This window comes from Micromonospora sp. SH-82 (assembly GCF_051132485.1).
Taxonomy (GTDB): Bacteria; Actinomycetota; Actinomycetes; order Mycobacteriales; family Micromonosporaceae; genus Micromonospora.
On record NZ_CP148049.1, the window covers coordinates 3,547,366 to 3,565,742 of the forward strand.

The 18,377-nt window shown below is 70.0% G+C and carries 17 protein-coding genes and 1 tRNA gene; 12 read left to right on the forward strand and 6 right to left on the reverse strand.

What is annotated here, in order from left to right; genetic code table 11:
- Nucleotides 1–132 precede the first annotated feature (132 nt).
- The 4 genes from WHN02_RS16105 to WHN02_RS16120 form a co-directional block, all read right to left on the reverse strand.
- Complete coding sequence (locus WHN02_RS16105; protein WP_434739563.1) at nucleotides 133–960, reverse strand: alpha/beta fold hydrolase; 828 nt, start codon at nucleotides 958–960, stop codon at nucleotides 133–135.
- Nucleotides 961–977: 17 nt separating this feature from the next.
- Nucleotides 978–2,081 (reverse strand): cytochrome P450, encoded by a 1,104-nt coding sequence (locus tag WHN02_RS16110; RefSeq protein ID WP_434739564.1) that lies wholly within the window; start codon nucleotides 2,079–2,081, stop codon nucleotides 978–980.
- Between the two features lie 277 nt (nucleotides 2,082–2,358).
- Nucleotides 2,359–3,054: a TetR-like C-terminal domain-containing protein gene (locus WHN02_RS16115; protein WP_434739565.1), complete on the reverse strand. Its 696-nt coding sequence runs from the start codon at nucleotides 3,052–3,054 to the stop codon at nucleotides 2,359–2,361.
- A gap of 14 nt (nucleotides 3,055–3,068) precedes the next feature.
- Complete coding sequence (locus tag WHN02_RS16120) at nucleotides 3,069–4,532, reverse strand: MFS transporter (protein ID WP_434739566.1); 1,464 nt, start codon at nucleotides 4,530–4,532, stop codon at nucleotides 3,069–3,071.
- 909 nt (nucleotides 4,533–5,441) lie between these two features.
- Here WHN02_RS16120 and WHN02_RS16125 point away from each other — a divergent pair.
- Entirely contained in the window at nucleotides 5,442–6,146 is a 705-nt protein-coding gene (locus WHN02_RS16125; RefSeq protein ID WP_434739567.1) for an AfsR/SARP family transcriptional regulator, read from the forward strand.
- Between the two features lie 179 nt (nucleotides 6,147–6,325).
- Here WHN02_RS16125 and WHN02_RS16130 read toward each other — a convergent pair whose 3' ends face one another.
- Nucleotides 6,326–6,484: a hypothetical protein gene (locus WHN02_RS16130; RefSeq protein WP_434739568.1), complete on the reverse strand. Its 159-nt coding sequence runs from the start codon at nucleotides 6,482–6,484 to the stop codon at nucleotides 6,326–6,328.
- Nucleotides 6,485–6,538: 54 nt separating this feature from the next.
- Complete coding sequence (locus WHN02_RS16135) at nucleotides 6,539–7,537, reverse strand: bifunctional lysylphosphatidylglycerol flippase/synthetase MprF (RefSeq protein WP_434739569.1); 999 nt, start codon at nucleotides 7,535–7,537, stop codon at nucleotides 6,539–6,541.
- A 190-nt stretch (nucleotides 7,538–7,727) separates the two neighbouring features.
- Here WHN02_RS16135 and WHN02_RS16140 point away from each other — a divergent pair.
- The 11 genes from WHN02_RS16140 (at nucleotide 7,728) to WHN02_RS16190 (ending at nucleotide 18,362) form a co-directional block, all read left to right on the forward strand.
- Nucleotides 7,728–7,815, forward strand: a tRNA-Trp gene (locus tag WHN02_RS16140).
- A 106-nt stretch (nucleotides 7,816–7,921) separates the two neighbouring features.
- Nucleotides 7,922–8,815, forward strand: a complete 894-nt coding sequence (locus WHN02_RS16145) for a diacylglycerol/lipid kinase family protein (RefSeq protein WP_434739570.1) — start codon at nucleotides 7,922–7,924, stop codon at nucleotides 8,813–8,815.
- Nucleotides 8,816–8,834: 19 nt separating this feature from the next.
- On the forward strand, nucleotides 8,835–10,340 hold the full coding sequence (locus tag WHN02_RS16150) for an MmgE/PrpD family protein (protein WP_434739571.1): 1,506 nt from the start codon (nucleotides 8,835–8,837) through the stop codon (nucleotides 10,338–10,340).
- Between the two features lie 153 nt (nucleotides 10,341–10,493).
- Complete coding sequence (locus tag WHN02_RS16155; protein ID WP_434739572.1) at nucleotides 10,494–12,158, forward strand: aldehyde dehydrogenase family protein; 1,665 nt, start codon at nucleotides 10,494–10,496, stop codon at nucleotides 12,156–12,158.
- 53 nt (nucleotides 12,159–12,211) lie between these two features.
- Nucleotides 12,212–13,354, forward strand: a complete 1,143-nt coding sequence (locus tag WHN02_RS16160; RefSeq protein WP_434739573.1) for an acyl-CoA dehydrogenase — start codon at nucleotides 12,212–12,214, stop codon at nucleotides 13,352–13,354.
- Between the two features lie 25 nt (nucleotides 13,355–13,379).
- Nucleotides 13,380–14,684 carry an aspartate aminotransferase family protein gene (locus WHN02_RS16165; RefSeq protein ID WP_434739574.1) on the forward strand — a complete coding sequence of 435 codons (1,305 nt, stop codon included), beginning with the start codon at nucleotides 13,380–13,382 and terminating at the stop codon, nucleotides 14,682–14,684.
- Nucleotide 14,685: 1 nt separating this feature from the next.
- Entirely contained in the window at nucleotides 14,686–15,174 is a 489-nt protein-coding gene (locus WHN02_RS16170) for a type II toxin-antitoxin system RatA family toxin (protein WP_434739575.1), read from the forward strand.
- A 14-nt stretch (nucleotides 15,175–15,188) separates the two neighbouring features.
- Nucleotides 15,189–15,692, forward strand: coding sequence for a hypothetical protein (locus WHN02_RS16175; protein WP_434739576.1), 504 nt, complete (start codon nucleotides 15,189–15,191; stop codon nucleotides 15,690–15,692).
- Nucleotides 15,689–16,339 (forward strand): flavin reductase family protein, encoded by a 651-nt coding sequence (locus WHN02_RS16180; protein ID WP_434739577.1) that lies wholly within the window; start codon nucleotides 15,689–15,691, stop codon nucleotides 16,337–16,339. The genes WHN02_RS16175 and WHN02_RS16180 overlap by 4 nt, the downstream gene beginning before the upstream one ends.
- A complete protein-coding gene (locus tag WHN02_RS16185; protein ID WP_434739578.1) occupies nucleotides 16,336–17,313 on the forward strand; it encodes a VlmB-like protein in 978 nt (325 codons plus the stop codon). Before WHN02_RS16180 ends, WHN02_RS16185 begins: the two co-directional genes overlap by 4 nt.
- Entirely contained in the window at nucleotides 17,310–18,362 is a 1,053-nt protein-coding gene (locus WHN02_RS16190; RefSeq protein ID WP_434739579.1) for a beta-ketoacyl-ACP synthase III, read from the forward strand. Before WHN02_RS16185 ends, WHN02_RS16190 begins: the two co-directional genes overlap by 4 nt.
- The last annotated feature ends 15 nt before the right edge of the window (nucleotides 18,363–18,377 follow it).

Below are 18,377 nucleotides of genomic sequence, written 5' to 3' on the forward strand. Positions count from 1 at the left end.
TTGCGACCGCTCTCGCCGTGGACCTCCGCTTCCCGCTGCCCGCGCTGTCCCGGCAACCCGCACCGGCGTCGCGACTATCCGCTGTCGACCGGATGGCTGGTGTCGACGCCCGACACCAGCCACCGTCGTCGATCAGCTCGTGACCGCGAGCAGCTCCTGCACCAGGCGTGCGGCGTGGGTCACGACCAGACCGTGGGAGGCGTCGTCGTACACCACGAGCCGGCTGTCGCGGATCTCGTCGGCCGACTGTTCAGCGCAGAGGGCGATCGGGGCCACCGGGTCCCGGCGACCGTGGACCAGGAGCGTCGGCACGTCGATCTTTCCCAGGTCGGGCCGGAGGTCGGTGGTGAACAGGGTCCGGTACACCTCCGTCGCGGCGCGCAGCGAGGAGTTCAACGACTGCTGTCCCATCCACCCGGCCAGCTCCTGGGAGATCGGCAGGTCGCCGGGGGACGCTCCGGGACCGGCGAAGAAGGGCAGGGTGATCTGGGCGGTGTATCCGGGCCGGTCCGTGCGCAGCCCTGTCAGCATGGTCTCCAGGACCCCGAGGTCGAGCCCGTCCGGGTTGGTGGGGGAGACGGCCAACATGGGCGTGGTGGTGGCCACCAGCACGATCCGCTCCACCCGGGCCGACCCGTGGCGGGACAGGTACCGCACCACCTCACCGCAGCCCATCGCGTTGCCGACCAGCGTCACCCGGTCGAGGTCGAGCTCTTCGACAAGGTGGTGGAGGTCGTCGGCCAGGACGTCGTAGTCGTAGCCGTGCCAGGGCCAGTCGGAGCGGCCGTGGCCACGACGGTCGTACGTGACACAGCGCCGCCCCTGCTCGGTCAGGGTGGGTACGTGCAGGTCCCACAGTTGGTGACCCATCGTCGCGCTGCTGAGCAGGACGAGGGGGCGGCCCTGCCCGCTGTCGGAGTAGAAGAGGCTGGTGCCGTCGTGGCTGTCGACGAAGGGCACGGGATCTCCTCGCCCCGCTACCAGGTGACCGGCAGCGACTCGACACCGTGGAAGACGGTGCCCCGCCGGAACAGCTCGTTGGGGTTGGTGGTGGCGAGACGCAGGTTCGGGAACCTCTCGAACAGCCGCCGGATCGAGACGACCATCTCCTCCCGGGCCAGCGGGGCACCCTGGCAGTAGTGCGTCCCCACCCCCCACTGGAGGTGCCGCTGACTGTCGCGCCGCAGGTCGATGCGGTGGGGTTCCGGGAATGCGGTCGGGTCGTGGTTGCCGGCGGGGATGGAGATGACCACCGCGTCACCCTTGTTCATCTGTCGGCCACCGAGGTCGAGATCCTCGGTCACGAGCCGCACGATGGCGTCCTGGGAGATCGACCAGTACCTCATCGACTCCTCGATGAACGCCGGGACCAGCTTTCCGTCGTCGGCGAGCACCTCGGCCCTGAGGTCGGCGTCGGCGAGGAGGGTGAGGATGTTCAAGGCGATCTGGTTGGTGGTGGTCTCGTGGCCGGCGACGAGGACCAGCCGCGCGATGCCGACCAGCTGGTCGAGGTCGATCTCGCCGGTGCTGAGCCGCTCCACGGCGAGCTGACTCATCAGGTCGTCCTGCGGGTCCGCCTGCTTGCGCTCGGCGAGTTCGGCGAGGTAGTTGCTCATCTCCAGGTAGGCGGCGAGCGAGCGTTCCGGGTCACCCTGTGAGATGGTCACCCGGGTCTTCTCGACGAAGAAGGCATGGTCCTTGTCCGGCACACCCAGCAGGTTCGCGATCACCATCGTGGGGAGCTTGCGGGAGAACGCGTCGTGCAGGTCGGCGGGTTGCGGCTGGGCGGCGAAGTCGTCCAACAGCCGTTCGGTGAGGGCTTCGATGGCCGACCGCATGGCGCGCACCCGCCGGGCGGTGAACTGGCTGGCGATCATCCCCCGGAGCCGTCCGTGCTCCGGATCGTCCATCCGGAGGAAGGACGAGGGGCGCTGCCCCGGCGGGATCTGAATCCGGACCGGTGCGCCGGGCAGCAGTTCGTCGGCGCTGAGTCGGACGTCCATCAGGGCCTGCCGGACGTCCGGGTAGCGGGTGACCAGCCAGGCCCGACGCTCGGCGGTCGCCCCGGCCGGGATCAGCACCGCACACGGCGGCCCTTCACGCAGGGTGGACAGAATGGAAGGGGCGGTGCCGTCCTCCTGTCGCGGAAACGGCCACGACAGGACATTCTCTTCCTGGTCCAAAGTCACCGGACTACTACCTCCGTCGCGTCGTTGTTCCCGATACGCGACTAATGGTGTGCGACTTCCCTGACAATCCACTGACGGGCGGAGGATGTCGTCGACGGACGCGAGGACCGCGCCCAGAGAAATGTCTTTCCCGGACGCGGTCCGACTGCGTTCCGACTCATCGTCGTCGTTATCGGAGACCGACGAACCTGCCCATCGCCGTCGCCGCGTGGTCGAAGAAGGCGTCGGGGTCCTCGGCGAATCCGTTGACGTGCCCGTACACCGCGAAGCCGATCATGCCGAGCAGTTGTGTCCACGCGACGAGCAGACGGGCGATCACGTCGTCCGGGAGGCCCGCCAGCATGCCGTGGGACAGGTTCTGCACGTTGCGCCGCATGCCGGCGGAGGTGGCTGGTTCACCCGGCTGGGCTGCGGATACCCGCCCCGCCTTCGTCGCCTGCCGGAGGATGTCGACGAGGACGACGGCCGCGCGTGCGCCCACCACCACCGATTCCGGTGGTGCGCTGTATCCGGGTCGTGGGGGACCCCAGATCAGGGTGAACTGGGCCGGGTTCGCCTGCGCCCAGACCCGCATGCCCTGGCAGGCGGACTCCCATTCGGCGAGGGAACCGAGCCCTTTCTTCCGGGCGTCGGCGGCCCCCTTCTCGGCACTGGCGCCCATAGCTTCGTAGGCCCGCATCACGAGTGCTGTCAACAGGGCGGCGGAATTGGGGAACTGGGCGAGGACGTCCTCCCGGGGAAGGCCCAGTGATTCGGCGATCGACGGCGGGTCGAGCACTTCCGGCCCGCTGAGGGCCAACCGACGGTACGCCTCCCGCTTGATGTCCTCGGGCACGTGCTGGACGCGGGTGTCCGCGCTGTTCATCGTGGTGATCCCTCTCAGTCGGCCGGCCGGTGTCGGGGAAGAAGTTGGACGAGCAGCCCGATGAGCACCGCGAACACGGTCACCCAGACCATTCCGGCCAGGAACGCATCGGGGTAGTCGCCGGGCTGGGGGGCGAGACCGAGGGTGTCGTAGAAGACGACACCGATGATCGCCACGCCGACGGCGCCACCGACCTGCTGGGCGGTGGCCAGCACCCCGGAGGCCGCCCCGGCGTACTCGGGGTCGAGGTTGGCCAGGACCGTGTTGGTCAGCGGGCCGAGGATGAGTCCCATGCCCGCGCCGGCGAGGGTGAAGCCGGGAATCAGCGAGGCGTGACCCCCCTCGTCGCCGATGCGCGCCACGCTCAAATAGGTCAGCAGCAGCCCCGCGAACATCACCACCGACCCGACGGTGAGCACGTGGCGACCGATGCGGGCCGCGATGCGCTCCGAGAGCAGGGACGCGAGGAAGTAGCCCGTGGCGATCGGCGTGAAGATCAGGCCGGACTGCAACGGGGTCATGCCCTTCCCCTCCTGCAGGTACAGGGCGAGGAACAGGAAGAACGAGCCCATCAGCATGTTGAACAGCACCGTGGCCAGCAGGCCGACGCTGAACGCGCGGGCGCGGAAGAGTCGCATGTCGATCAGCGGACCGCCGGCCCGTCTGCCCAGGATGGCCTGGTGGCGGGCGAACGTGACGAGCAGGACGGGCGCGGCGGCCAGCATCAGCCATGTCCACAGCGGCCAACCCTGTTCACGTCCGAGGACCAGCGGCAGGACCAGCGCCACCAGGCCGGCGGCGATCAGTGCGGTCCCGACGAGGTCCAGGGAGGTCCGGGTCTCCGCCCGGGACTCCGGCACGAACCGGATCGTGAGCGCGATGGTGGCCAGCCCGATGGGCAGGTTCACCAGGTAGCAGTTGCGCCAGCTGAGCCCGAACAGGTCGGCCTCGATCAGCAGCCCGCCGATGAGCTGACCGCAGACCGAGGCGAGCCCGAGGGTGAGGGCGTACGCGGTGTACGCCCGCGCCCGGGCGGGACCGGAGTAGACCACACCGAGGATCGCCAGACCCTGGGGCATCAGGAGGGCGGCCGACAGCCCCTGGGCCACCCGGGAGATCACCAGGAACTCGGCGGTCGGGGCGAGCCCGCACGCGACGGAGGCGACGGTGAACGCGGTGAGGCCGAGCAGGAAGATCCGGCGGCGCCCGTAGAGGTCACCCAGCCGGCCGCAGATGATCAGTCCGGCGGCGAGCGAGAGCCAGTAGCCGGCGATGATGAATTGAATGGCCGCAGGGCTCGCGTTCAGCTCGCGTTGGGTCGAGGGAATGGCGACGTTCACGATGAAGAAGTCCAGCGCGACCATGAAGACCGCCGCGAGGACCACCGGCATCACGATCCACCGGTGACGACTGTCCGGTTCGACGGCGGTCGGTGGGCCACCCGGTCCGGTCGAGGCCAGATTCGCGGTTCTCGACACGATGAAATTCCCCTCACATTGGTGGAGCGTTGATGCGGTCCACGCCACCGCGCAGGTACGCCGGCGCGATATGCGGCCATCCCGGCGACGCAGTTTCCGGTCCGGGCGTGTTTATGGTGCCCGATCCAGATGCCGTCTGCTCGTTCCGCAGAATGATCGAACGTGTGTGGAAGACGCTTGTCGGTGTCATCCTGCAAGGTGGTCGGCCTGCTGTCCATTACGTCAAAGGTAAGACTCGGGCCGGATCGGTGGGTTTCCTGCGGAGGTGGGGCGGGGCTGCCGGTGCTCCGCAGTGTCGGGCCCCAGAAGGGATATAAGATCACCAAGCACCCAGATCATGCCGTCCGGCGAGCCGGCTGGCATCGGAGGGTGACCTCCGTGGTGCGAAGAGCGACAGTCGGTGCGGGGTTCGATCGCGAGGGGGTCGCTGCCCCCGAGGTCGTGCTTGAGCGGCGAGAACAGTTGGTGGGTGCCCACTACGCGTTTTAGGGTTCGGGGTTTTCTGGCGCTTTTTCCCGCATCCGAGAAGGACAATTGCGACATGGGCGATTGCGTCTCCATGATCTAAATTTAATAGACTGACGTCGTTGACTTGTGGCACTTTTGCTGGGTAGTCTTCGGCGTGGATCGCGATGGGAAAACTGGGTGGTGCATCCCGGTGAGGTGACTCACCGAGCGGATCTGACTGTCTGGATCTTCCTTCCGGCAGCCATGCTGATCCCCGTCCCGTGCGCGACCTGATCGGCGCGATCACACCAGTGAGGTCCTCAACTGGATGTCACTTTTCGGGTGGATTCCGGGCGTGATGGGGGAGCGGTGAATTTCTGGATTCTGGGGCGAGTCGCAGTCGGTTCCGCAGAGCGAATGGCCTACTTTCGCCGAGGCCTGCAGTGCACACTGCTGGCAGCGTTGCTGTCTGCCGAGGGGCAGATGCTGTCGACCGGGTCGCTGGTGACGGAGCTGTGGGGCGACGACCCGCCGGACCGGGTGGAGAACGCCCTCCAGGCGCACGTCAGTCGCTTGCGCCGCAAGCTTCAGGCCATCGAACCGGACTTCGCCGAGACGCGGCTCATCGCCCAGGCCGGCGGTTACCGCCTGACGCTGGCCGGTGCGAAGATCGATGCGATGGTGTTCACCCGGGCTCTGGCGCAGGCGCGACTGACCGCCGAGACCGACCCGACCGAGACCGCCTATCGGCTGCGGGAGGCGTTGGCGCTGTGGCAGGGGCCGGCCTTCGGTGGCGCTGCCATCGGACTCGCCGCGCAGGCCGCCGCCGTACGCCTCGACGAGTGTCGACTGGCCGCCCTGCAACTGCTCTTCGACAGCGAACTGCGCGTCGGCCTGCACACCGCCATCATCCCCGAGCTCACCGAACTGGTCCGGGCCGAGTCACCGAACGAGCGACTCTGCGAGCAGTTGATGGTGGCGCTATACCGCTGCGGTCGACAGACCGACGCACTGGGGGTCTACCGGTGGATGCGCAACCGGATGCTCGAGGAGTTGGGCATCGAACCGTCACCGGTCTTGCGCAACCACGAGCGGGCCATCCTGGCCCATCACCCCGACCTGCAGGCCCGGCAGGACCACCTGGCGCTGCGCGACAGCCCGCTGTGACCCCCGCCGCCGGTCGTGCCGGCGGCGGTCCGGTCCGGACATCGAAAAACGGGCGCGACCCGCCGTCCGACAGGGGGTCGCGCCCTGTGCCGCCGTCGGTGTGACCGACGGCGGCGGTGCCGGTGCCCGGGCAGGTCAGTCGAGCCGGACCACGACCGAGGTCCGACCGGCGGACCCCGTCACCGCGTCCCGGCGCCGAGCAGCTGGTTGAGGTCGGCGAGTGCGGCGTCGGCGTCGCCGGCAACCCGCTCGTCGTCCGGGGCTCCGCAGACGGCGGCGAACAGCTCCACGACCCGCTGCAAAGCCAGGCCGACCCGGGTCTCGTGATCCTCCGTCATGTCGCACTCCTCGTGGATGTCGGGGCCGGGGCGGCCGACGACCGCCCGGACTGCTCAGAACGCGTTCGAGGCGCGGAAGATGTGGGCGAAGCCGGCGACGCTCGCCGGGCCGTCGAACGCGACGTACTCCGGCAACAACAGGTCGGGCGCCCACTTCTGCTTGTACGCCAGCTGGGACTGGGCCGGATAGACCGCCTCACCGTGCGCCCACAGCAGCTCCATGAACCGACGGAACCCCACGTCGTGTCCGGGCATCTCGTGGTCGTCGTGCAGGCCGGTGAAGGGCGTGAACCCGAAGTGCAGCCAGGCGACCTCCTCGGCGCGGAAGGTCTCGACGGCGGCCACGTTGATCGCCTCCATGATCCCCGGGATCCTGCTGGGCACCCGTCGGCTCAGGTCGTGCATCCAGCCCGGCCGGTTGCCGTACACGGGGGAGTAGGAGATGTAGCCGACCGGGTCGCCGTCGATGAAGCCGACGAACATCCGGCGGTGGGGCTGCATCCGGTCGCCGTACCGACCGACCAGGTACTCCAGCTCTCGGGTCTGCTCGCCCTTGTCGCGCAACCAGAGCCTGTCGATCTCGCGCAGCCGGGGGAACACCGCGTCGTCGTGGACCTCCACGACGTCGAGTCCGGCCCGCTTCGCCCGGGAGATCTTGTTGCGCAACTGCATGAACTTGGTGCCGGCTAGCGAGAAGGTGGACAGGCTGCGGGCCCACGACGCGCCGACCTGGTTGACAGTGAACCCGGCATCGGCATAGAGCTGCGCGTCGTAGCGCTGCAACTGGACGCCGACCAGGCCCAGTCCCTGCTCGCGCGCCGTCGACCGGAACGCCTCAAGCAGTTCGCGGTACGACCCGGTCGGGGCGAACGGCCCGCCGAGCTGCACCAGGAAACGGCCGGTCCGTCGGTAGACGATCAGTCCGGGATGGTCTGGCAGTTGGAAGTAGGAGTTGCCCTCGCTCACCGCGAGAAAGGAACTCGGATTGTCGGCCGACGGGTAGTCGTGGATGGCGGCCAACGCGGGATGGCTGGCGGTCAGTGACGTGGTCACCTCGGTCTCCTCGTCCACTCTGGTTTTCGCGTGCATTGGCTTCCGTGAACCCATGCTACGGGTTGTCGGAGCGGTTGATAGGGGTCGAAAAACTGTCGTCAGCGAGCTGTCAGGCAATGGTCAGGTCGACGGGTCACAGTCATCTCGTCGAACAACGACGGCCGAGAGGATCGGACGGAGTGGACGACGAGGAGAGGTACCCGAAGTGGCCTATTGGGGGCCGAGTCCAACTCGGTCGGGCTTTCAGCCCACGCAGCGTTCGAATCCTGCCCTCTCCGCAGCGAAGAGCCCGAGAAAAGAGGCGTCGTGTCACTGGACGAGATGCGCTGCTCACCCGGGCTGATAATCGCGAATCCTGCGGCCGGCACGTGCGGCCAGGAACTGGTGACGGAACTCGTGGCCCGGTGTCGACAGTTCCTGCCCGAGGTCCGGGTGCACTGGACCACGGGCCGTGGTGACGCCACCGACGCCGCCCGGGCCGCAGCCGAGCAGAGCACCGGAGGTCCGGGCATCGTCTTCGCCGTCGGCGGGGACGGCACCGTCCGTGAGGTGGTCGAGGGCTTCACTGCGGCGACCCGCCACCCGGGCCGGGGGCCGGCACTCATGGTCGTCCCGGCCGGGACCGGCAACTCCAACTACCTCGCGCACTGGAACGACTGCGCCTGGCCGACGGCGGTGACGGCAGCCCTGTCCCGACGGTGGAACGGGCCGGTCACCGCGGAGGTCCGCAGGCTCGACCTGTGCCGGTTGGTCGAGACCGACGAGATCGTCCTGCTGGGAGCGTGTTCCGGACTGATCGCCGAGGCCCTGACCTACGCCCGGGACGTACCGCTGTCGGGTCGACCGCGCTACCGGGAGGCGCTCGCCCGTGCCGCCGAGGCGAACCGCCCCTACCCGGGCCGGGTCGAGGTCGACGGTGTGGTCGTCCACGACGGCCCGACGGTGCTGGCGAACGTCGGCGGCGGCCGGTACCGCGGCGGCCAGTACCAGGTCCTTCCCCGGTCGATCCTCGACGACGGCCTCCTCGACGTCTGCGTCATCGGTGCCGAGACGCGCGCCGCCGACGTGCCGGAGCTGACCCGGCGGGCGGCGCACCTCGGGCGACCCGGCGTCGTCTACGCCACCGGCCGACGGATCGTCCTGAGCCGACAGGACGGGGAGCCGTTCTGGTTCGAGCACGACGGGGAACTGCTGCCGCGTGAGCACACCACCGTGACGCTGGAGGTGTTGCCCGGCCGGCTACCTGTCGTCTGCCACGCCGGGCGGACGCTCGGCTGACGGTGTCCCGGAGGCATCCATGAGATCCGACTCGCCGGCACCAGCCGACGGTCCACTGCTGACCCGGCTGGCGCAGTGGGCCTGCGACCTGCGACCCACCGACGTGCCGGAGCGGGTCCGCGCCCTGGCGACAAGTCAGATCCTCGCCCAGATCGCGGCGATCAGGGCCGGGCTGAGGCACTCCAAGAGCGCCGCCCTGCTGCAGGCGTACGGGCCGGTCCGGCAGCGGGACCCGCGCCGCTGCGCGGTGGTCCTGGGTGCCCTGGGCTCGTGGTTGAACCTGGACGACACCGCGTACGCCGGGCACCTGGCCCCGTCGACCGTCGCCGTCCCGATGGCCTGGGCGCTGGCCGGACGGACCGATGGACAGAGCCTGGTGAACGCCGTGGTGGTGGCCAACGAGTGCGCCGCCCGGATCACCGCCGCCGCCACCCTCGGTCCACTGCGCGGGCAGAGTGCCCTGCACACCCACCTGGCCGGTGCGGTGGCGGGTCGACTGGCGAGCGAGGGAGCGTCGGCCCGGCGGTGGGCGAACGCGATGAGTCTGGCCTTCGCCGCTCCGCCCTGGCCGGCGATGCACGCCTTCCTGGGCGGCGACGCCAAGCTGGTCCACGTCGTGACCCCGGTCCGGGCCGCGATGGACGCCTGCGACGCCGCCGCCGCGGGCCTGACCGGCCCGGCCGACGTGCTCGAACACCCGCGGGGTTTCCTGGCGCGTTTCGCCACGGTGCCCCTGCCCGACCTGGTGACCGAGGAGCTGGGACGCCGCTGGCACACCGACACGCTGTCGTTCAAGCTCCGTCCGGGGGGACCGGGCATCGACGCGGCGGTGGACTGCGCTGTCGAGCTGCACCGGGAGGTGCGCGGGACCCCGGTGGCCGGCGTCGAGATCGCCGCCTCGGTCTACACGCTCTTCGCCGGTCGCCTGGCGGAGAGCTACGAGGCCGGTCCGGACACCCCGCTCAGTGCCCTCCTGCTCGGCACCGGCTATCCGGTGGCGACCGCGCTGCTCACCGGCGACCTGCGGGTGGAGGACTTCGACAGCCGGGAGATGCGCGACCCGGCCCGGTGGGCGCTGGCCCGCACCGTCCGACTGGTCCACGACCCGCAGATGTCCCGACAGCTGTTCGCCTCGGTGGCCCCGTTCGGCGCGGCGTTGCGGCGGGCCGGTGAACGGGCGCGGCCGTGGTTGTCGCAGTTCGTCGGGGCGGAGCTGGCCGAACTCGCCCTGGTGGCCGCCGGGGAGGCGGGCTCCGACGAGACGTTCCGGGACGCGACCAAGGCAACGCCGGCCCGGGTCACGGTACGGCTGGTGGACGGCCGTTCGGTCACCCGGGAGCGATCGGTGCCCCTGGGTGCGGCCGGTCCGGACACCCGTCGTCGGCACGGGGAGTTGGTCCGGGGGAAGTTCCTCGCCCAGGGCGGCACCATGGCTGTGGCCGATTCCTTCGGCGCGGGTCTGACCGACATGACTGCCGGGGAACTGTCCGCACTGTTGTACGCCGCGCTCACCGAGGAGCGGTGACCGAGCAGCCGCAAACGAATACGTGCAGATCGATCAACGTCAATTTGACGTCAGGTTGGTGTCAGGTCCGCGTCAGGGGTCGCTGCGACAATTCTCCGTGTGTTTGGGAGGGGGCGTTTCCGCTCCGAACATCGGTGATGGGAGATAACTCGCGTGTCTATTGCCTCTGAGGTCGATGTGGTGCCGTCCGACGGCTCGTCACTCGCCGGGCGGCCGCAGGCCGTGATCGACCAGGTGCGCAGCTACGAGTCGTACATCGCCGGCCGGGACGTCGCGGGCGAGGGATGGGTGTACACACTCACCGCACGGTCACTTCTCGAAGATGTCTTCACCAGTGTGAACGTCAAGAGAACGCTGGAGCAGAATCCGGAATCACCGGAGTCCCTCCACCCGTACGTCGTCGGCCGGTGTGGGGTGGCGACCCTGGCTGACGTCGACGCCGCGGTGGACGCGGCGGTGTCGGCGAAGGCGGGATGGGCGGCGACGCCACTGTCCACCCGGATGCGACTCGGCCCGATGTTCCGCGCCAAGCTCCGGGAGCACCGAGAGGAACTCCTGTCGCTGCTGATGGCCGAGGCGCATCCCCGGATGCTCGCCGAGTGGGAGCTGTCCTGCCTGGAGCAGGTCTACAGCGACGAGAGCTGTGACTGGTACCGCCAGCAGATGGCCACCGAATTCGACCACGCCGACCGCAGGCTGATCGTCCGGCGGTGCCCCGACGGCGTGGTCTGCATCAACCCACCGCAGAACGCCCCCGCGCCCAGCGCGGCACTGGCGGTCCTCATCCTGATGGCGGGCAACACCGTCGTCGTACGGGCGCCCCGCAGCATCGCCCTGAGCACCATGTACGTCCTCAAGGAGCTGGTCGCCCCCCTCCTTGAGGAGTTGGGTGCCCCGCCCGGCACCCTCAACGTGATCTGCGGCAAACCGCAGCAGACGCTGAACCGCTGGCTGGAGCACCCGGGTGTCGACGACATCCTGTACTTCGGCGGCAGCGAGGAGGGGCTGCGCTTCGAGCAGGAGTGCGTGGCCCGGGGCAAGAAACCCATCCTCGAACTCGCCGGCAACGACGGCCTCGTCGTCTGGCGCGACGCCGACCTCAAGCTGGCCGCCGAGGCGATCGCCGAGTGCTTCTACGGCTCCGGCCAGATCTGCATGGTCCCCAACTACGTGCTCGCCCACCCTGCCATCGCCGAGGAGCTGATCGGGCTGGTCCGCGAGGAGGTGGGCAACGTCCGTCCGGGCTACCCGGAGGAACGCGGGGTGCTGTTGTCCCCGGTACGCCGTAGCGAGAAGTTCTTCCGCCTGCTCGACCAGGCGATGCGCAACGGCGCCGAGCTGGTCTGCGGTGGTCGTCGGACCGAACTGGACGGCACGCCCTCCGATACCGGTGTCTTCCTCGAACCGACGGTGGTCCGGGTCGACGGCCTGCGTGACGCCCGGCGCTTCGACATCGTGCGGCACGAGACGTTCTTTCCGCTCATCCCGCTGGTCGTCGCGGAACCCGCCGCGGACGAACTGCTGCTGGACCGCTTCGTCGACTTCCTCAACGACAACAGCTACGGGCTGCGCAACTCGTTGTGGGCCACCTCGTCGGAGGTCGTCGACCGGTTCGTCACCCGGATCAACAACGGTGGTCTGCTGAAGGTCAACGACTCGCACATCGGGTTCCTGCCCTACCTGCCCAGTCACGGGGGGACCGGTCTCACCGGCGGAGCCTTCGGTGAGGCCAACTACCCGATCCTCAAGACCTCCCACCTGCAGGGGGTCAGCATCTCCCGGGGCATCCGCCCACGCACCGCCGTGTTCGGCGACTGACCGGCACCACGTCCGGTCCCTCTCCTCTCCGCATCCCCCGGAGGTAACCGACAATGCGCTCCCTCGACGTCGCCCGCGCGACCTGCGAGAGACTCCATCCCGGCCTCTGCGCGGCGTTGGCCGCCGCACCGTTGGCCGAGCACGAGTCGTCGCAGAGCACCTCGATCAAGACGTTCCGCGCGCACGGCGGCGCCGGGCTGCTCGTACCGACGGCGCACGCTGGCGCCGGGGCGAACGCCCTGGACGCGGTACGGGTGACCCGTGCCGTCTCGTCGTACGCCCCCTCCCTCGGCGCGGCGGTGACGATGCACCACTTCACCGTGGCGATGCTGTTCACCCTGGCCGAGACCGCCGGTCGGCTGACCCCGGAACAGACGGCCCTGCTGCACCGGGTCGCCCCGGAAGGGTTGCTGATGGCGTCCGGCTGGGCGGAGGGGAAGCCGAACGCGAACATCCTGACGCCGAGCGTGACGGCCCGTCCGGCACCCGGCGGCGGCTTCCTGATCAGCGGCAGCAAGAAGCCGTGCAGCCTCTCCGCCTCGATGGATCTGCTGACCGCCAGCGTCGCCCTGCCCGACCCCGACGGCGGGACGACGCTGGCGGTGCTGCTCATCCCGGCCGACGCTCCCGGCATCTCGGTCGACCCGTTCTGGGCGACCTACGTGCTGCCGGCCGCCGAGACCGACGAGGTCCGACTCACCGACGTGCACGTACCGGAGGAACTGATCATCCGGACCGTGCCGGACGACCCGCAGCGCCTCGACGACCTGCAGACCTCCGGATTCGTCTGGTTCGAAATGATGATCACCTCGGTCTATCTCGGGGCGGCGAGCGCCCTGGTGGAACAGGTGGTGGCCAGCGGCCGGGGCAGCGTGACGGACCGGGCGGCGGTCGCCATCGGCCTGGAGTCGGCGATCGCCGGAGTGGAGGGCGTGGCCCGGGCCGTCCTGGACGGGGTCGACGGCGACGAGGCCGTCGCCGCCGTCCTGGTCGCCCGCTACGCCGCCCAGGAGGCGATCGGCCGGGCGGTGGACCTCGCCGTCGAGTTGCTCGGCGGGCTGTCCTTCATCCGCTCCAGCGACGTCGCCTACCTGGCCTCCGCAGCCCGGCCGCTCGTCTTCCACCCACCGTCGCGCACGAGCGCCGCCCAACCACTGCTCGACTACTTCGCCGGTCAGCCGTTGGTGCTGTCCTGACCACGACCACGAGGGGGACCCAGCAATGACGATCACCACCGAAGGGCCGGCCCCCGGCGTGTCCGGGGCGGCCGACACGGAGCAACACGTCCTGCGGCTCTACCGCTCCCACCTCAGCAAGGGCCGGGCGACCCTGGCCGAGCTGTTCGGCAGCCACATGGAGGTCGCGTCGTCCGGTGCCTGGTTGACCACCAGCGACGGCGAACGGTTCCTCAACTGCGGCGGGTACGGGGTCTTCGTCATGGGGGCACGTCACCCCATCGTCATGGAGGCCGTACTCGAACAGCTCAACCGCCACCCGATCGCGACCCGGATCCTGCTGGAGCCGACGGTGGCCAGGGCCGCCGAGGCGATCGTCTCCGTCGCCCCACAGGGACTGGACCGCGTCCACTTCGCGGTCTCCGGCGCAGAGGCGGTCGAGACCGCCCTCAAACTCTGCCGTGCGCACGGCAAACGCCACATCGTCGCCACCGGACAGGGGTACCACGGCAAGTCCCTCGGTGCCCTGTCGGCCAGCGGGAAGGAGGTCTACCGGCGACCGTTCGAGCCGCTGCTGCCCGACGTGTCCCGGGTCCCGTACGGCGACGCCGACGCCTTGGAAGCGGCGTTGGCGGCCCGGCCGGGGGAGTCCTGCTTCATCGTCGAGCCGGTCCAGGGCGAGGGTGGGGTGATCATCCCGCCCCCTGACTACCTCCGCCGGGCGGCGGCCCTCTGCCGAAGCTACGACGCCTTCCTCGTCCTCGACGAGGTGCAGACCGGCATGGGACGACTCGGACACTGGTGGGGCGCCGACCTGGCCGGGATCGAGCCGGACGTGCTGCTCGTCGGCAAGGCCCTCGGCGGGGGTGTGCTCCCGGTCTCCGCCGCCCTGGCGAGCCGTCGGGTCTTCGCCCCCTTCGACAAGGACCCCTACCTGCACACCGGAACCTTCTCCGGGGCGCCGGTGCTGATGGCGGCCGTGCAGGGCGCGGTCCGGGCCGTCAAGGAGGAGCGCCTGGTCACCCGTGCGATGAACCTGGGCCGGCAACTCCTGCCGGAGATCGAACGGATCGTCCTGCGCAACTGCGCCGACCTGGTCGTCGAGGTCCGGGGAGAGGGGCTGCTCATCGGGATCGAACTCGTCGAGGGCGGCCTCGCCGGGGAACTGCTCATCGAACTGTTCAACCACGGGGTGGTCGCCAACCACTCCATGAACGGCAGCACCGTCGTCCGCTTCACCCCGCCGGCGATCCTGACCGACTCCGACGTCAACTTCCTCCTCGAATCGATCGACGGCGCCACCCGCGACCTCGTGGACAAGCGCGCCCGCATGCCGGAAGGCAGTCACTGACATGAGAACCGTGAACCTGCACGCCGTCATCCCCGCCACCGCACCCCAGGCGGTCTTCGACGAGATCGTACGTTTCGACCGCTACCCCGAGCTGGCGCCGCACGTCCAGTCGGCGACGGTCCACCAGACCCTCCCCGAGCCGGTCGGCCGGTCGAGTTGGGAGCTGCACTTCCGCAGCGGACTGCTGCGCTGGGAGGAGGAGGAGCGCTTCCTCCGCGACCAGCTGCGCATCGACTTCACCCAGACCGACGGCGACTTCGACAGCTTCACCGGGAGCTGGCAGCTCGGCGACCACCCGGACGGCACCGAGCTGCGGTTCCAGGCCGAGTTCGACTTCGGCATCCCGAGCCTCGAAGGAATCTTGGACCCGATCGCCGAACGGGTGATCCGGGAGACCGTCGCCTGGGTGGTGGTCGGCCTGTTCGACGGCGTCCGCCTCTCCGACGGGGTCCTCGGCGACGCCGTCACGGCGACCACACCCGCACGCTGACTGGAGGTAGCCCGATGGACCAGAAGAACCCCTTCGAGACGCCGACCACCTTCCGACTGCACCGCGCCGAGTACGCCGTCGGTTTCGCGGTCAGCACCGTCCTGCTCGCCGTGCACTGGGACGAGGTGCGGTGGCTGCCGGCCATCGCCCTGTTCCTCTACATCGACCTGATCGGCTACATCCCCGGCGCCATCGCCTACCACCGCAGCAAGACCAAGCGGATATCGAAGGTCTACTACGTCCTCTACAACATCATGCACAGCCTGATCACGCAGGCCGCCGTGATCGGTCTGTGGTTGTGGTTCATCGGACCGGAGTGGGCGTTGCTCGTCATCCCGTTCCACCTCTTCGGCGACCGCGCCCTGTTCGGCAACTTCCTCAAGCCGTTCGGCCTCCCCTTCGAGCCGGTCCCGCACCCCCTGTACCAGAAGCTGATCGCGTCGATCACCTCCTCCGGACGTGACAGCGCAGACCCGGCGCCGGAGATGGTCCCGGTGCCCACCGGTCCCGGACGGTGAACACCGTCGAGGTGCTCGCCGACCGGCCACCGGGCGCGTCGGAGAGACCCGACGCGGCGGCCCCGCCCCCGGGGAACCGGACGGCGGTGCACCGCCGGGCGGTACGTCGGATCGCCTCCGCCGTCGCGGTCCTGACCACGAACACCGAGCGGGGTCCGCACGGCGTGACAGTGAGTTCGTTGAGCGCGGTCTCCCGGGAACCCCTGCTGATCGGGATCTGTCTCCAACACCGGTCGGCGTCCCTGGCCCTGCTCAAGGAGAGCCGGACGTTCGCGGTCAGTGTCCTGGCCGCGTCGCAGACGGAGCCCGCCCGACGCTTCGCCGACCCCGGCCGTCCCCGGGGCCCGGCCCAGTTCGACGTCGTCGACTGGGAGCCCGACCCGGTCAGCGGGGCGCCCCTCATCGCCGACGCGCTTGCCTGGCTGAGCTGTCGCCTGACGGCCACCGTGACCGCCGGCGACCACGAGCTGCTGCTCGCCGAGGTGGTCGAGGGGGTGGCCCGGGACGGTCGACCGCTGTTGAGCTTCGGCGGCTCCCTGGCCTCGGTCAGCGCCCTGGAGGCCACCGCACCCCCCACCGGTCGTACCGCCGACCCGTCGGCGGACCCGACCCCCGTACCCCCGCCCCGCGAAGGAGAGACCGGATGACCAGCACCGTTCCGCCGGAGGCGGACTGGAACGAGGCACCCACCCTGCTCGACGGTGCGATGAACCTCAGCCTCACCGTCGAACAGTGCGACCTCGCCTACTGGCTCGGTGCCGTCGCGCAGGGCACGCTGCGGGGCCGGGCCGAGACGGGCCACGCCCCGGAGGCCGGGACCCCGGCGTACATGCGCGAACCCGGGGCGCTGCGCGACGCGCTCGTCATGGAACTCGGCTACCGGTCCATCGCCGAGGAGAAGGCCACCCGGATCCTGGCGCACTACGTCGCCCAGGCACCGGGCCTGCCGGAGCTGGAGTTCTACACCACCCAGCTGGTGGACGAGGCCCGTCACGCGATGGTCTTCCGCCGGCACCTCGTCGAACTCGGCATGCCGGCCGAGGGCCTCGTCGACGAGGTGGCGCGGATGTCGGCGGACTACACCAAGGAGATCCTCGAACCGGTCGAGGAGTTCGCCGTGCGTACCGTCCGGGACGAGGGTGACTTCATCGGCGGGGTGGCGATCTTCACGATCGTCATCGAGGGGGTCCTGGCGCCCGCCGCCGAGCTGAGCGAACGCAAGTGGCACCGCCTCGACCCGGCCGCGAGCGAGATCGCCCGGGGGGCGTCCATCGACGAGATCCGGCACCTCACCGTCGGCAGCGACATCCTCCGCCGTCACCTCGCCGCCCACCCCGAGTACCGGCCCCGGCTGCTCGACATCCTGCGTCGGGGCCGTCAGCTCTGGGACGACCTTCCCGAGGAGGCGTACGTGCTGCGCCGGGAGGAGCTGTTCCAGGAGGGGATGCAGCGGCACCGGGACCTGCTCGACGACTACGAGGTCTGGCCGGGCCGGCGGCTGCTCGACACCACCCCCCGGGAGCGGTACGCCGCCGCCGAGCGATGGACCGACGAGATGGCGGTGGTACGTCTGAACCACATGGGCGTACCGGAGGCGTTGCCCGTCCTGGGGTTGACGTGAGCGGCACGGCCGGTCGGGCGGCGGTGATCGCCGGGGTCGGTTCCTGCCTGCCGCCCCGGGTGGTGGGCAACGAGGAGCTGGCCCGTCGGCTCGACACCTCCGACGAGTGGATCCGCAGCCGTACCGGGATCGCCCGCCGACACCTCGTCGACCCGGGTACCGCCACGGCCGCCCTGGCAGTCGAGGCCGGCGCGTCGGCGCTGAAGTCCGCCGGTCGGGCCGACGTCGACTCCGTCATCGTCGCCACCACGACGCCGGAGCGCCTCTGCCCGGCGACCGCACCCCAGGTCGCAGCCCGACTCGGCCTCGCCGGGGTCGCCGCTCACGACGTGTCGGCGGTCTGCACCGGCTTCCTCTACGGGCTGGCCACCGCGGCCGGGCAGATCGCCACCGGCCTCGCCGACAGGGTGCTGCTCGTCGGCGCGGAGGCCTTCTCGACCATCGTCAACCCGGCGGACCGCACCACCGCCGTCATCTTCGCCGACGGTGCCGGCGCGGTGGTGCTGCGTGCCGGCACCGCCGACGAACCCGGTGCGGTCGGCCCCTGTGTCCTGGGCAGCGACGGGGACCTCAGCGATCTGATCACGATCCCGGCGGGAGGCTCCGGCCACCGGTCCCGTGGAGTGCCTGCCCATCCCGACGACCACTACTTCCAGATGCAGGGCCGCGACGTCTACCGGCACGCTGTGGAACGGACGACCGAGGCGGCCCTCGCGGCCCTCGCGCGCGCCGGGTGGCGCTGCGAGGACGTCGACCGTTTCGTACCGCACCAGGCGAACGCCCGGATCTGCGCCGCCATCGCCGAACGGCTCGACATCGGCTCGGACCGCCAGGCGTCGAACATCGAGCGGGTCGGCAACACCGCCGCCGCCTCCATCCCACTGCTGCTGGCCGATGAGGCCGCAGCGGGTCGGCTCGCGTCCGGCGACCGGGTGCTGTTGGCCGCCTTCGGCGGCGGACTGACCTGGGGCGCCACCACGCTCACCTGGCCCGAACTCGCAGCGGTCGCTGCCCCGGCGACCGCTGCCGTCCGAGAACCAGCCGGCTGACCGCCGGACACCGTG